Source organism: Pseudomonas sp. Irchel s3h17, from assembly GCF_900187505.1.
GTDB lineage: Bacteria > Pseudomonadota > Gammaproteobacteria > Pseudomonadales > Pseudomonadaceae > Aquipseudomonas.
This window is the reverse complement of record NZ_FYDL01000006.1, coordinates 292,833-307,632: the sequence shown is the minus strand read 5'-3', so window position 1 is coordinate 307,632 and position 14,800 is coordinate 292,833. Positions and strand designations below refer to the sequence as shown.

Genomic DNA, 14,800 nt, shown 5'->3' with positions numbered 1-14,800 from the left:
TCGAGTGCTCGCGATGAACCCAAGGGCAACGCAGTTACTCAGAAAGCACGCGTAATCGTTAACGTCCATCGCGAGCATGCTCGCTCCTACAAATGCGACCTGTGTTCCTTAACTGAACAGCATTGCGCCATCAGCGTGACATTTTTCTCGGGAGTCTCATGAAAAGCCTTGTCCAGAGCCGTTCCCGTGAGTCGGATGTGCCCGTCTACCTGAAACTTGCCGCCGTCACCATGATTTGGGGCGGCACCTTTGTGGCCGGCCGGTTTCTGGCGGACGGACTGACGCCGTTGTTGGCCGCCAGCCTGCGGTTCCTGCTGGCGAGCCTGGCGCTGCTGCTGTTCATGGCCGCGGCGCGCATCCCGCTGGTACGCCCGACATTCAGGCAGTGGCGGCAGTTGGCGCTGCTGGGGTTCTTCGGGATCTTCTTCTATAACCTGTGTTTCTTTTACGGTTTGCAGTTGATCAACGCGTCGCGGGCGTCGCTGATCGTGGCGCTCAACCCGGCCGTGATTGGCCTGGCTTCGTGGCTGCTGTTCAAGGAACGGCTGAGCGGGATCAAAGTCGTGGGTATCGCACTGTGCCTGGTCGGTGCCGGCGTGGTCATTCTCGGGCGCAACCCCTCGGCGCTCGACGGGGCGGCGGCAGACACCTGGCTGGGGGATGTGCTGATACTCGGTTGCGTGCTGGGGTGGGGCATCTACTCGTTGTGTTCCAGAGGGCTGAATCAGGCGCTGGGGCCGCTGCACACCGTTACTTACTCGATTGTGCTGGGTACCCTGATGCTCTGGGCGACCAGTGCCGTGTGGGGTGAGGTGAGTCTTGAGGCACTCATCGACCTGCAGGCAGGGCAGTGGTCGAGCCTGTTGTATCTGGGCGTGCTGGGCTCGGCTTTGGCCTATATCGGGTACTACGACGGGATCCGCCAGATCGGCGCCACCCGTTCCGGGGTGTTCATCGCGTTGAACCCGCTGACCGCGGTGATCCTGGGCGCGCTGCTGCTGGACGAGCAGATGAGCGGCGCGATGTACCTGGGCGGCGGGGTGATTCTGCTGGGCATCTACCTGTGCAACAAACCCTTTGCACTGGCGCGAAAAAGGGGGATTTTATAGAGAAGGCGGACAAACCGTTTTACGCTGTGTAGAATCGGGTTACGCATATAAGAATAACGTCTTCTGGCAGCAGAAGCCTCGCCCGTAAAAGCCTTGGGTCGACAATGAAGATATTTGGGTTCCAATTGATCTACGGTGATTTTCTCGCCCGCAGTGTGCGAGGAATCTCCTGCGCGCCACCTGTCGCACTCAGCATTGCTCGAAACTAACGATCCGTTAATTCCAGAAAAAGCATGATGAGGCGCCAACCATGGCAGATTTATACGAAAACCCAATGGGCCTGATGGGCTTCGAGTTCATCGAACTGGCATCGCCAACCCCGAACACCCTTGAACCGATCTTCGAGATCATGGGGTTCACCAAGGTCGCGACCCACCGCTCCAAAGACGTGCACCTGTATCGCCAGGGCGCGATCAACCTGATTCTCAACAACGAACCCCACAGCGTGGCCTCGTACTTCGCGGCCGAACACGGTCCTTCGGTGTGCGGCATGGCGTTTCGCGTCAAGGACTCGCAACAGGCCTACAAGCGGGCACTGGAGCTAGGCGCCCAGCCGATTCACATCGAGACCGGCCCGATGGAGCTGAACCTGCCGGCGATCAAAGGCATCGGCGGCGCGCCGTTGTACCTGATCGACCGTTTTGGCGAAGGCAGCTCGATCTATGACATCGATTTCGTGTTCATCGAGGGTGTTGACCGCAACCCGGTCGGCGCGGGCCTGAAGATCATCGACCACCTGACCCACAACGTGTACCGCGGTCGCATGGCCTACTGGGCGAACTTCTACGAGAAGCTGTTCAACTTCCGTGAGATCCGCTACTTCGACATCAAGGGCGAATACACCGGCCTGACCTCCAAGGCCATGACCGCGCCGGACGGCATGATCCGCATCCCGCTGAACGAAGAGTCGTCCAAGGGCGCGGGGCAGATCGAAGAGTTCCTGATGCAGTTCAACGGCGAGGGCATCCAGCACGTTGCCTTCCTGTCCGATGACCTGATCAAGACCTGGGATCACCTGAAAAGCATCGGCATGCGCTTCATGACCGCGCCGCCCGAGACCTACTACGAAATGCTCGAAGGCCGCTTGCCGAACCACGGCGAGCCGGTGGGCGAGCTGCAGGCGCGCGGGATTTTGCTGGATGGCTCTTCGCAAGCAGGCGACAAGCGCCTGCTGCTGCAGATCTTCTCGGAAACCCTGATGGGGCCGGTGTTCTTCGAATTCATCCAGCGCAAAGGCGACGATGGTTTCGGCGAAGGCAACTTCAAGGCGCTGTTCGAATCGATCGAGCGCGATCAGGTACGCCGTGGCGTGCTGGCCACCGAGTAAGGTTCTGACGCTGTAAAAAAACGCCCGGTCAGGTTTCAAACCTGACCGGGCGTTCTGGTTTATGACATCGATTTTCGTTGCTGCCGGACCAGGTGCTTGAAGCCCTCGAACACCAGCACCAGCACCGCCAGCCAGATCGGAATGTAGGTCAGCCATTCCCCCGCCTTGATGCTCTCTCCCAGCAGCAGCGCAACCCCCAGCAGCAGCACCGGCTCGACGTAGCTGAGCAGCCCGAACAGGCTGAATGGCAGCAGGCGGCTGGCGATGATGTACACCACCAGCGCCGATGCACTGATGATCCCGAGTACGGGAATCAGCAACGACAGCCACGGGTGCTGATCGAACACCCCAAAGCCTTGTTCGCCATGGTGCACGACCCAGTAGGCCACGGGCAGCAACAGCGCCATGTCCAGCCACAAACCGCCGAGGTTGTCCGCTGCCAGGCGTCGGCGCAGCACGAAATAGGTGGGGTAACCGATGGCCACCAGCAAGGTCGCCCAGGAAAAACTGCCCACCTGATACAACTCGTTGAGCACGCCAAGGGTGGCCAGGAACGCCGCAATCTTCTGCAGATGCGACAGCCGTTCGCCATACACCATGCGCCCGGTCAGTACCATGGTCAGGGGCAGCAGGAAGTAGCCCAGCGAAACATCGAGGCTGTGACCGTTCAGTGGTGCCCACATGAACAGCCAGAGCTGCACGCCGAGCAAGGCCGACGACAGCAGCAAGCCACCCAGCAGCGCCGGTTTGCCGGCGACCCGCCGCAGGATCTCGACGACCCGTTTCCATTCGCCCGACACCAGCATGAACACGGTCATGCACGGCACGGTCAGCAGCATGCGCCAGCCAAAGATTTCCACGCCGTCCAGTGGCGACAGCAAGGAAGTGTAGTAATACATGACGGCGAACAGCACCGAGGCTGACACCGATAGAGCGATACCTTTAGACACGCAGTCCTCGCCAAACACGGGGGGGAAATCAAGAGGGCAGAGAATAGCGTGGATTGCCCTGCGGATGTGTGCGCTGCCCTTGTGGCGAGCGAGCTTGCTCGCGCTGGGCTGCGCAGCAGCCCCAAAACTGGTCACCCGGTTTATCTGAACCCCCGCAATAGTCGTGTTGGGGGCGCTTCGCACCCCAGCGCGAGCAAGCTCGCTCGCCACGGGTGTTACCCGAGACACCAACCCGTGAACGACACCATTCCCCCCGTGGGAGCGGGCAAGCCCGCTCCCACGGGGGAATGTGTCTCCCGCAGGGTTTTGTGGAAATGAACAATAATCCCTACAACCGATTGTGCAGCGGACCGGCGTTATTGTCCGTGCCGGCTGGCAGCATGGGGGCATTGGAACTGGAGAAATCACATGAAAATCGTCATCGCCCCCGATTCGTTCAAGGACAGCCTGAGTGCCATGGGCGTGGCCGATGCCATTGCCTTGGGGCTGGCCGATGTGTGGCCGGATGCGCAGTTGGTCAAGTGCCCGATGGCCGACGGTGGTGAGGGCACGGTCGAGGCCATTCTCGCCGCCTGTGCCGGCGAACGGCGCAGCACGCGTGTGCAAGGGCCTCTCGGCGAAACGGTGGAGGCCCATTGGGGCTGGCTGCCCGAAAGCCACACCGCGATCATCGAAATGGCTGAAGCCAGTGGGCTGCAGTTGGTGCCGTTGGGCCAGCGCGATGCCTGCATCAGCAGTACCTTTGGCACCGGCGAGTTGATTCGTGCCGCGCTGGATGCCGGTGCCCGGCGCATCATCCTGGCCATCGGCGGCAGCGCCACCAACGACGGTGGCGCTGGGGCGATGCACGCCTTGGGCGTGAGCTTGATCGATGCCCAGGGGCAAGCGATCAGTCACGGTGGCCTGGCGCTCGAAGACCTGGCCCGAATTGAACTCAAGGGAATGGACTCGCGCCTGGCCCAGGTCCGTTTCGAAATCGCCGCCGACGTCGACAATCCACTCTGCGGCCCCCATGGCGCCTCGGCCATTTTCGGTCCGCAAAAAGGTGCTTCGCCTGAACAGGTACAACAACTCGATCGTGCCCTCGGGCACTTTGCCGATCACTGCGCGCACGTGCTGGGCAAGGATCTGCGCGACGAACCTGGCAGCGGCGCAGCGGGAGGCTTGGGGTTTGCGGCCAAGGCGTTTTTGAACGCGCAATTTCGTCCGGGCGTGGAAGTCGTGGCTGAACTTGTCGGGTTGGCGGACGCCGTTCGGGGAGCCGATCTGGTGATCACCGGCGAGGGGCGTTTCGACGCGCAGACACTACGGGGAAAAACGCCCTTCGGTGTGGCGCGCATTGCCCGACAACAGGCGGTACCGGTAATCGTCATTGCTGGCACCTTGGGCGACGGCTACGAGCAGATGTATGAGCACGGTGTCGATGCCGCGTTTGCCTTGCCTTCGGGGCCGATGAGCCTGGCGCAGGCCTGTACCGAGGCACCGCGACTGCTGCGCGAGCGGGCAGGGGGTGTCGCACGGGTCTGGCGAATGGCACTCAAGGCTTGAATCCTTGCCGCCTGTACAAACAACCACCTGTCAACTCTGACAGTATCGCGGCCAAAAAAACCGGCGCCTAATTCACCCCGGTCATTGCGATCCGGCAGAGCGACAGGGCGTTTTTTTGCAGTGTTGGCGTCATGAGTCGAACTGCCACACAAGTTTTGTAGGCCACCGTCGGCGGCAGCAGCGATGATCGGGTGGCATTGCCCACCCGGATCTACGCGCCCTCCGGCCATGGCATCAGCTTGACTTACGCGTCCTTCCGTGGCGGTCAGCGCCTGCAAACGGTCAGTGATGCCGAGGGCGAACTGCTGCGGATCAATCGCCCCAACGACTCACGGGTCGAACTGCTGATCCGCCCCTATGGCGGCCCCGGCGGTGTACCGCTGGCGCGTTATGAAATGCAACTGAACGGCAGCGGCTGGGTCACCGCCGTGGTCTTGCCCACCGCCGACAAAGCCTCCTGGCGCTTTGACTATGGCAATGATGGCCCCATCCGTGGAATTCTTTGCCTGCACAAGGTCTATACCCCGGTCGGCGGCCTCGACACCATCGACTATCAGGACGCCGGCCATCCGTATCCAGGGGGGGTGACTCGCCCCAACCTGCCACGGGTGACCCGCCATCGCAGCTACCCGGGCTTCGGCCAGCCAATGATGGAGGTCAACTACCGCTATACGGCGAAAAACTTCCTCGGGGCGGGTGCCACTGTCAGTTGGGAAGAGGGAATGGACCCGCTGTACAACGTGGCTCACACCTATGAGTACGGCACTACCGCCACCTTGATGGCCGATGGCAAGGCCGTGCGACAGGTCGACCGGACCTTTAACCGTTTTCATTTGTTGACCGAAGAAAAAACCACCCAGGACCACTGCGTCAAACGGGAAGCGACCACCTACTACGCCGAAGACAAACCCTTCGAGCAGCAGGTGCCGCAATTTCAGTTGCCCAGGCAGGTCAAGACCAGTTGGGAAATGGACAACGACGTGACCCGCTACCGTGAAGAGCTCGCGTACAGCGCGTTTGATACACACGGCAATCAGACCGAACAGGTCGAGCCCAGCGGCATCAGGACCGTCCACACCTACTATCCGAAAGAGGCCAGCGACGGCTGCCCCGCCGACCCGGAAGGTTTTGTGCGCAGCCTGAAGGACACCACCGTCCTCCCTTCCCCACAAGGCCTTGGCGGCGCACCGACACTGCGTACGCGCTTACGCTACCGTGCACTTGACCCATTAGCCGGCAGCGGTCAAAAGCCATGGCTGACGAGCGAAAGCGAGACGCTGCAGCAGGTCGATGGCAGTACCGAAGTCGAGTTGAAACTGACGCGCTACACCTATAACGATGAGCCGGGCAATGAATTCCTGCACGGTCGCCCGTCACGTCAGCACACGACCCTCAATGGCAAAGCCAGTACCACCGAGTATGCATACCGCACGCTCACCAGCGTGCTGGCGGCAGAGTTGGTGCTGGAAACCGTCGAAACCTTTACGGGCTTCGATCATGGTACCGAGCATGTCCAGAAGGTGATCACCCGCGAGGATTCATTGGTCCATGGTCAGCCGCTGCTGACCCACGACGACACCGGTGTAAAAATCCGCAATGTGTACGATGAGTTGCAGCGGGTGATCAGTGAAACCGTCTCGCCGGATGATGAGGCGTTCAAGGCCACGCGGACCTATAAGTACTACCTGACGTCGCTTGATGGGCAGCAAGCGCATCAAGAGGTCATGGATGTCAAGAACGTGACGACTCGCACGTTCTTCGATGGGCTCAATCGGGCGATCAGAGAAGATCGCCAGAATGCCGACAGCAGTACTCGCGCCGATGAGTATCGCCCGACCTGGTCGGCGCGCTATGACGCGCTGGAGAATCTGGTCGAGGAAACCCAATACGATTGGTGGGGCGAAGAGCAAGTGCCCTTGACCAGTGCGTTTACCTATGATGCTTGGGGCATGCAGTGTTGCGTGACCGGCCCGGACGGCGTGCAGGTCCATGAGCAAACTGACCCGATTGGTACCGTTGGCTGGAAAGGACCTATCCAGCGCAGCTGGCGGCAAGGGTCAGGCGCGGATCCGGTGAAAACGGGCGTGACGGCTACCTACTTGAATCTGTTTGAAAAACCGACCCGTATCGAACGCTTCGATGCTGATAACGCCGCCATCAGTCTGCATCAAAATAGCTATGACGGGCTTGGACAAACCGTTCTGGAAATCGATGCTCGTGAAGCCAGGACTGAGTATGCCTACGATGCCTTTGGCCGGATGACAAGCAACACCCTTCCAGGGGGAGCCGTGGTTCGACGCCGCTATGCCGAGCACAGCTCCGAAGACTTGCCGATTGAAATCAGTGTCGACGCTAAAGTACTTGGCGAGCAGGTGTTCGATGGCCTGGGACGCATGAAGCAGGCGACTACGGGTGGGCGCACGCAAAGTTTCAGTTATCGCCCCGGGCAGACTCAACCCAAATCCGTCATTACCGCCAGCAAACAGCTGATCGAGTACGGGTACAACACTCAATTGGGTGAGGAGCCGACTTGGCGACAGTTGCCGGGTGAGATCACCGCGGATTATGTGTACGACAGGCAAAATGCTCGCCTTGTCAGTTGCCAGGAACCGGGACAGGGGCTCGAGCGCCAGTACTTCTCCACCGGCGAACTCAAGAGCGAGCAGCGCGACCAGGACGGTGAAACCTATGGCATGCACTATGACTACAGCCGGCAGGGCCTGCTGTTGAGCTACACCGATGTGCTCGGTCAGACCCAGCGCTCTTTCTACGATCACGCAGGCCGACTGGAGTCCACCGAACTGGGCACCACCCGTTCGAGCTTTACGTATGACGGATTGGGGCAGACGGCGACAATCAGCACTCAGGACAGTGCCAGCGGGCAACAGGTAACGATCAGCCTGGAGTACGATGAGTTCGGTCGTGAGACCAAGCGGACCTTTGATCTCAATGGTACCGAGCAACAGTTGACTCAGGTTTACAACGAAGTCGATGCATTGGTCCAGAGGACGTTATACGAGGGCGATGTGCTGTTGCGCGACGAGACGTATGGTTATGACCCTCGTGGTCGTCTCACACTCTACACGTGCAAGGGTAGCCAACCACCTGTCGATCCTTATGGCAAAGCGATCGCGCGACAGGTATTCAGATTCGACGCCCTGGACAATCTGACCCTGGTAACCACCACCTCGGTGGAGGGTACGACAAACCGCGCAACCTACACTTACGGCAATGTGAACGATCCCACGCAGTTGACCAAAGTCGAGAATAACGCGGGTGCACCTTACCCTGCCCAGATCTCGCTTGAGTATGACGACGATGGTCACTTGACCCTCGACGAAGAACAGCGTGTGCTGGAGTACGACGCCCTGGGCCGTTTGATCCGTATCAGTGGTATTTCCGGCGAAACGCCAAGTAGACTTGGCTACGATCCACTGGACACCCTGGCCACTCTTGCGGGCGGTGAGGGACAAGAGCAACGCTTCTACCGCGACGGCGAACTGGCGAACCGGATTCAGGGTGCTGACAGTAGTACCTTCGTGCGAGCGGATGGAGTCGTGCTCGCAGAGCACCAGGCAGGTGCTGGCCCAAAGTCCTTGCTGCTGGCCAGTGATTTCAAGAACACGGTACTCAGTGAAATCAGCGGCGACGCAACCAATGCCCTCGCATATTCGGCCTATGGCCACCGCAGTGCCGAACCGCGAGTGGAAACGCCGTTGGGTTACAACGGCGCATTACGAGAAGCGCACAGCGGGGTGTATCTGTTGGGCAATGGCTATCGCGCTTATAGCCCGATCCTGATGCGCTTTCACTGCCCGGATAGCTGGAGTCCGTTTGGCCTGGGGGGGCTGAATCCGTATGCGTATTGTGGCGGGGAGCCGATTATGAATACTGACGATAGTGGGCATATGTATCGACCTGCGCTACCCCCACGTGCTCCGTCTTCCGCCAGGCCGGCTCCTCCTCCGTCGACACCTGGGACACAAGGGCTGAATCCATTCCGAGCCAAGATTGCTGCACAAAACAGCGCGTGGAAGCAACACAAAGCAACCGCTGCAGCGAGATCCGAGGATAAGGTACCGTACGCAGACGCGCCAAGTAGCAGTTCGCGAAGCGGTGTCTCCGGGAGGGAAGCGGAACAAAGGGGGGATAATAATATGTCATTACAGAGTCGACAGCATGCCCCCGATCGTCCGTCGGAAGTTATGGCCCGTCGGGAAGATAGTGCAGGAGCACTGAAAAAAAATACGACGAGGCGGGAGCCGGAAAAGGTAAAACCCGTCATAGAAATAACCGACGAGTGGTCAAGAAAACTTGGTGGTATGGGCATACAGAAACTTCAGGAGCGCTATGAGGTTCGAGTCGTCAATCTGAAAGTCGGGAAAGTCAGAAATAATATTTTAGATTCAAAGAAAAACAGTAAAAAATAATATTGACATTGACTGTGAAAGTCTCGCTCTGAGCGATGAGTCAACCGCTGGAAAAAACACGTCCGTGGTCACTTCACGGACGTAACCCACTCACCCGCGCAAACTCCATCAACCCACCGTCATGCTCAAGTCCCAACTTGTCCATGGCGGTGCGTTTTTGCCGGCTGATGGTTTTTTCGCTGCGGTTCAACTGTGCGGCGATCTGCCGGCCGGACAGGCCTTGAACGAACAGGCGCACCACCTCCAGTTCCCGTTCGGACAGGTTCACCAACGGCGCTTCGGTACTGCAAGTCGGCAAGGTCTGGGCGTCGAGAATCCTGGCAAAGGTCGGGCAGAGGTGGCGCCGGCCCTTGGCCACGCTCTGGACTGCGCGCCTGAGTTCGCTCAAGGGGCTGCGTTTGTCGAACAGCCCGCAAGCCCCCTGGTTGAGTAACGCCTGCAGCAGGGACGGATTGCGCAGCATGGTCATCACGATCAACCGGACATGGTCGAAATGGCGTTTCACATACCCCATCAATGCCAGGCCGTCGGGAAAGCCGCCGTAAGGCATCGAGTAATCGCTGATCAGGATGTCACAGGGCGTGTGTTCCAGGCGGTCAATCAGCTCATCGGCGCTGTGGGCGTGGGCGACAATCGCGAACTCGGGGCTGGAGGGTGGGCACAGGGCCATTTCGGCGCCCATCAGTACCACGGGGTGGTCGTCGGCAAGAATGATGCGCGGTGCCTTCAGCGTGCGGCGAACACGGGTTTCAGGTGCGTCGCCGCTGGAGGTGTGAGCAACAGGGTGCAGCGATTGCGCTGGGTTCATGCGGTGTCTCGACAGGGGCCAATGGCGCGCCGTACACCGCAGTCAGTCAGGATCAAGACAGCTGAATCAAGCCTTGCTCCAGTGCCTTGAATACGGCGGTCCAGCGCGAACTCACGCCGAATTTTCGGCGGATATTGCAAAAGTGATAATTCACGCCGGATTCGCTGCAATTGACGATCTGGCCGATTTCCCAGGACGACTTGCCTCTGGCACTCCATAGCAGCACTTCTTTTTCGCGGTTGGTCAGTGTGATGCCCTGCAGCTGTCCGGTTGATTGCAGCTGTAACCCGGGCTGGACGTTGCGAGCGCGAGTGGCGATCGGGGCTGAATGGTTCATGACAGGCACTCCCATTTATCAATCAATGAGGTGGGCGCGACGGATCCTTCCTGAAGCGGGCATGGTTCCTGCGTCCGACTGACAGGCGCCGCTCAGGGCGCTGTAGGTTCAGCGCTGTTATAGCGTGGATCCAACACCTTGAAACCTGTAAGAACTAACAGGTAGGGCACCTTAATCCAGAAGGCTGTGCGATTTCTGTCTCTTGAATCTCGGGCCTGTGTAGGGATTATCTCTGGTTTTGAGCGACTTAACGCAATCGCACTCATGGCGTACGACTGGTTTTCCATTGATACCGTTGGTCACCTATCAAATACAGTTGGTCTGCTTCGGGTAGCTGCCTGACGACTGTTTCGGTGACAACGCCTGGAGGTGATGCCCTGATCAATCTGCAATCTGACAGGGGTTCTAATCAAGCTGGAACGATGCTTAACCGAACAATCCCGCCGCGATATTGATCGAAAACCCTAAAATCGCGGTATTGAACACAAACCCGATCAACGACTGCGCCAGGACGATCTTGCGCAGTCCCCGCGTCGCCACCCCGACATCGGCGGTTTGCACCGCGACGCCGACGGTGAAGGAGAAGTACAGGAAGTCCCAGTAATCGGGATTCTTCAAGCCTTCGGCAAAGCGCAACGCCGGCTCCTTGCCATTCCAGGTGTAGAACAGGCGGGCATAGTGCACGCTGAAGATCACCCCGGTCAGCAGCCATGAACCGATCACGGTCATGCCGGTAAAGCCGTAGTGCAGGAGCTTGCGCGAGGTTTCCAGGTCCCTGTTGCCCGCCAGCTCAAAGGTAATGGCGGCGAGGCTGGCGATGGCGGCGATGCAGACGATGAGCAGCACCAGCCCGGCATTTTCGTCTTCGACCTCGGCGATGCGTTTGACGTCATCGGCCTTGGCGCGGACGGTGAGCCATAGCATCAGCGCCAGATAAATCCAGACGCCGGCATTCCAGCCGACGAGGACTTTGCTGATCAGGGAGTGGGCGGGAACCAGAATGCCGATCGCCACGCCCAACAGGGTCGCGGCGGTCAGGCGAGGGTGGGTGCGCAGGAGGTGGGGCATGTGAGCTCGATGGGCCGGGGCATTGCATCACCTTAGCCCAGTGCGGTCCATTGTGGCGAGGGGGCTTGCTCCCGTTGGACCGCGAAGCGGTCCCGCAAGCCCACCGTTACTGCCTGTCAGCTGTCCTTATGGCGTTTACGGACCAGCTTCATCACCACCACAAAGAACACCGGCACAAACACCACCGCCAGGGTCGCGGTGATCATCCCGCCAATCACCCCGGTGCCGATCGCCTGCTGGCTCGCCGAGCTGGCGCCGGTGGCGATCGCCAGCGGTACCACACCGAGGATGAACGCCAGCGAAGTCATGACGATCGGCCGCAGGCGCAGGCGGGCGGCTTGCACCGTGGCGTCGACCAGGTCGTGGCCTTCGTCATACAGGCTCTTGGCGAACTCGATGATCAGGATCGCGTTTTTCGCCGACAGGCCAATGATGGTGATCAGGCCGACCTTGAAGAACACATCGTTGGGCATGCCCCGCAGGGTCACGGCCAATACCGCCCCCAGTACCCCCAACGGCACCACCAGCAGCACCGAGGTCGGGATCGACCAGCTCTCGTACAGCGCCGCCAGGCACAGGAACACCACCAGCAACGACAGGCCCAGCAAGATCGGCGCCTGACTGCCGGACAAGCGTTCCTGCAACGACAGCCCGGTCCATTCCTGACCCAGGCCGGTCGGCCCCAGGGCCACCAGGCGCTCGATTTCCGCCATGGCCTCACCGGAGCTGTGGCCCGGGCTCGGTTCGCCGGAAATGCTGATGGCCGGGTAGCCGTTGTAGCGGGTCAACTGGGTCGGCCCCTGGGTCCATTCGGCGCGGACGAAGGTCGACAGCGGCACCATCTTCCCGGCGTTGTTGCGCACGTGAATCTTCAACAAATCCTCGACCTGGCTGCGTTGGTCGCCTTCAGCCTGCACCACCACCCGTTGCATCCGCCCCTGGTTGGGGAAGTCATTGATGTAGGCCGAGCCCACCGCCGTGGACAGCACGCCGCCGATATCGGCGAATGAAACCCCCAGGGCGTTGGCCTGTTTGCGGTCGACGATCAGTTGCACCTGCGGCGCTTCGGCCAGGGCGCTTTCGCGCACGTTCATCAGCACCGGGCTTTGCTCGGCGGCGTCCAGCAGCGCGGTGCGTGCTTGCATCAATGCGGCGTGGCCGAGGCCGCCACGGTCTTGCAGGCGGAACTCGAAACCGCTGGAGGTGCCGAGGCCGTCCACCGGCGGTGGCAGTATGGAATAGGCCACGGCGTCCTTGATCTGGCTGAAGGCGATGTTGGCGCGGTCGGCGATGGAGGCCGCCGAGTCCTGGCTGTCGCGCATCGACCAGTCCTTCAACGTGCTGAACGCCAGCGCCGCGTTCTGGCCGCTGCCGGAGAAGCTGAAGCCGAGAATGATGGTGCTGTCCCCGATCCCCGGCTCCGTGGCATTGTGCGCTTCGATCTGTTCCACCACCTGCACCGTGCGATTCTTGCTGGCGCCCGGCGGCAGCTGAATGTCGGTGATGGTGTAGCCTTGGTCTTCCACTGGCAGGAACGAGGAGGGCAGGCGGCTGAAGAGTACGCCGAGGCCAATCAGCAACACGACATAGATCAACAGGTAACGCCCGCTGCGTTTCAGCGCATACACCACCCAGCTTTCATAGCGGGTGGTCAGTTGGTCAAAGCGTCGGTTGAAGGCGCCGAAGAAACCACCCTTGGCGTGATGTTCGCCCTTGGCAATCGGCTTGAGCAAGGTGGCGCAGAGGGCCGGGGTCAAGGTCAGGGCGAGCAGCGCCGAGAACAGGATCGAGGTGGCCATCGACAGCGAGAACTGCTGGTAGATCACGCCCACCGAGCCCTGCATGAACGCCATCGGGATAAACACCGCCACCAGCACCAGGGTGATGCCGATGATTGCCCCGGTGATCTGGCTCATGGCCTTGCGCGTTGCTTCCTTGGGGGATAGCCCCTCGGTGGCCATGATCCGCTCGACGTTCTCCACCACGACGATGGCGTCGTCCACCAGGATGCCAATGGCCAGCACCATGCCGAACATGGTCAGCACGTTGATCGAGAAACCCAGCGCGAGCATGGTGGCGAAGGTGCCCATCAACGCCACCGGCACCACCAGTGTGGGGATCAGCGTATAGCGGATGTTCTGCAGGAACAGGAACATCACCGCGAACACCAGCACCATGGCTTCGCCGAGGGTGACCACCACCTTGGTGATCGACACTTTGACGAACGGCGAGGTGTCGTACGGGATCTTGTATTCCACGCCGGCCGGGAAGTAGCGCGCCAGCTCGTCCATTTTCTCGCGCACCAGGGTTGCGGTGTGCAGCGCGTTGGCACCGGGTGCCAGTTGTACGCCGACCGCGGTCGAAGGTTTGCCATTAAGGCGGGTGGAGAACTGGTATTCCTGGCTGCCGACCTCGACCCGCGCCACGTCGCTCACACGCACGGTGGAGCCGTCGGGGTTGGCCCGCAGGACAATGTCGGCGAACTCTTCGGGTGTCGACAACTGACCCTTGACCAGGACGGTGGCCGTGATTTCCTGGGTGGTGCGGGTCGGCAAGTCGCCAATGCTGCCGGCCGAGACCTGGGCGTTCTGCGCGACAATCGCGGCATTGACGTCGGCCGGGGTCAGGTTGAAGCCGACCAGCTTCCGTGGGTCGATCCAGATCCGCATGGCCCGTTCTGAGCCATACAGCGTGGCTTTGCCGACGCCGTCCAGGCGCTTGATCTCGTTCATCACGTTACGCGCCAGGTAATCACTGAGCGCCACGTCATCGAGCTTGCCATCGCTGGAGCTGAGGGTGATCAGCAGCAGGAAGCCGGCCGAGACCTTTTCGATCGACAACCCCTGCTGGATCACCGCTTGTGGCAGGCGTGACTCCACCGCCTTGAGGCGGTTCTGCACATCGACCTGGGCCATTTCCGGGTCGGTGCCGGGCTGGAAGGTGGCGGTGATGGTGGCGCTGCCGAGGCTGCTCTGGGACTCGAAATACAGCAGGTGATCGGCGCCGTTGAGTTCTTCCTCGATCAGGCTGACCACGCTTTCATCGACCGTCTGCGCCGAGGCGCCGGGGTATACCGCGTAAATCTCGACCTTCGGCGGTGCGACGTTGGGGTACTGCGCCACCGGCAGTTGTGGGATGGCCAAGGCGCCGGCCAACAGGATAAACAGCGCGACCACCCAGGCGAACACCGGGCGGTCGATAAAGAATTGCGGCATAAAGTCTG

9 protein-coding genes are annotated in these 14,800 nt (G+C 60.4%); 4 read left to right on the top strand and 5 right to left on the bottom strand.

What is annotated here, in order from left to right; genetic code table 11:
* The first annotated feature begins 158 nt into the window (after positions 1-158).
* Positions 159-1,109 carry a DMT family transporter gene (locus tag CKW25_RS10970; RefSeq protein ID WP_095079197.1) on the top strand — a complete coding sequence of 317 codons (951 nt, stop codon included), beginning with the start codon at positions 159-161 and terminating at the stop codon, positions 1,107-1,109.
* A gap of 250 nt (positions 1,110-1,359) precedes the next feature.
* Entirely contained in the window at positions 1,360-2,436 is a 1,077-nt protein-coding gene (hppD, locus tag CKW25_RS10965) for a 4-hydroxyphenylpyruvate dioxygenase (protein WP_095079196.1), read from the top strand.
* Between the two features lie 59 nt (positions 2,437-2,495).
* Here the strand turns inward: hppD and rarD are convergent, their stop codons facing one another.
* On the bottom strand, positions 2,496-3,386 hold the full coding sequence (gene rarD, locus CKW25_RS10960; RefSeq protein WP_095079242.1) for an EamA family transporter RarD: 891 nt from the start codon (positions 3,384-3,386) through the stop codon (positions 2,496-2,498).
* A 408-nt stretch (positions 3,387-3,794) separates the two neighbouring features.
* Between rarD and CKW25_RS10955 the strand changes: the two genes are divergently transcribed.
* On the top strand, positions 3,795-4,934 hold the full coding sequence (locus CKW25_RS10955) for a glycerate kinase (protein ID WP_095079195.1): 1,140 nt from the start codon (positions 3,795-3,797) through the stop codon (positions 4,932-4,934).
* 191 nt (positions 4,935-5,125) lie between these two features.
* The gene (locus tag CKW25_RS10950) at positions 5,126-9,364 is read left to right on the top strand and encodes an RHS repeat-associated core domain-containing protein (RefSeq protein ID WP_143497293.1); all 4,239 of its coding nucleotides are present in this window, start codon (positions 5,126-5,128) and stop codon (positions 9,362-9,364) included.
* Positions 9,365-9,437: 73 nt separating this feature from the next.
* On the opposite strand, the gene CKW25_RS10945 is transcribed toward CKW25_RS10950, so the two are convergent.
* The 4 genes from CKW25_RS10945 to CKW25_RS10930 all read right to left on the bottom strand — a co-directional run bounded on the left by CKW25_RS10945 (position 9,438) and on the right by CKW25_RS10930 (position 14,792).
* The gene (locus CKW25_RS10945; RefSeq protein ID WP_095079193.1) at positions 9,438-10,172 is read right to left on the bottom strand and encodes a response regulator transcription factor; all 735 of its coding nucleotides are present in this window, start codon (positions 10,170-10,172) and stop codon (positions 9,438-9,440) included.
* 52 nt (positions 10,173-10,224) lie between these two features.
* Positions 10,225-10,509 carry a helix-turn-helix domain-containing protein gene (locus tag CKW25_RS10940; protein ID WP_095079192.1) on the bottom strand — a complete coding sequence of 95 codons (285 nt, stop codon included), beginning with the start codon at positions 10,507-10,509 and terminating at the stop codon, positions 10,225-10,227.
* Positions 10,510-10,935: 426 nt separating this feature from the next.
* Positions 10,936-11,577 carry a DUF1345 domain-containing protein gene (locus CKW25_RS10935; protein ID WP_095079191.1) on the bottom strand — a complete coding sequence of 214 codons (642 nt, stop codon included), beginning with the start codon at positions 11,575-11,577 and terminating at the stop codon, positions 10,936-10,938.
* A 116-nt stretch (positions 11,578-11,693) separates the two neighbouring features.
* The gene (locus CKW25_RS10930) at positions 11,694-14,792 is read right to left on the bottom strand and encodes an efflux RND transporter permease subunit (protein WP_095079190.1); all 3,099 of its coding nucleotides are present in this window, start codon (positions 14,790-14,792) and stop codon (positions 11,694-11,696) included.
* Positions 14,793-14,800: the final 8 nt, after the last annotated feature.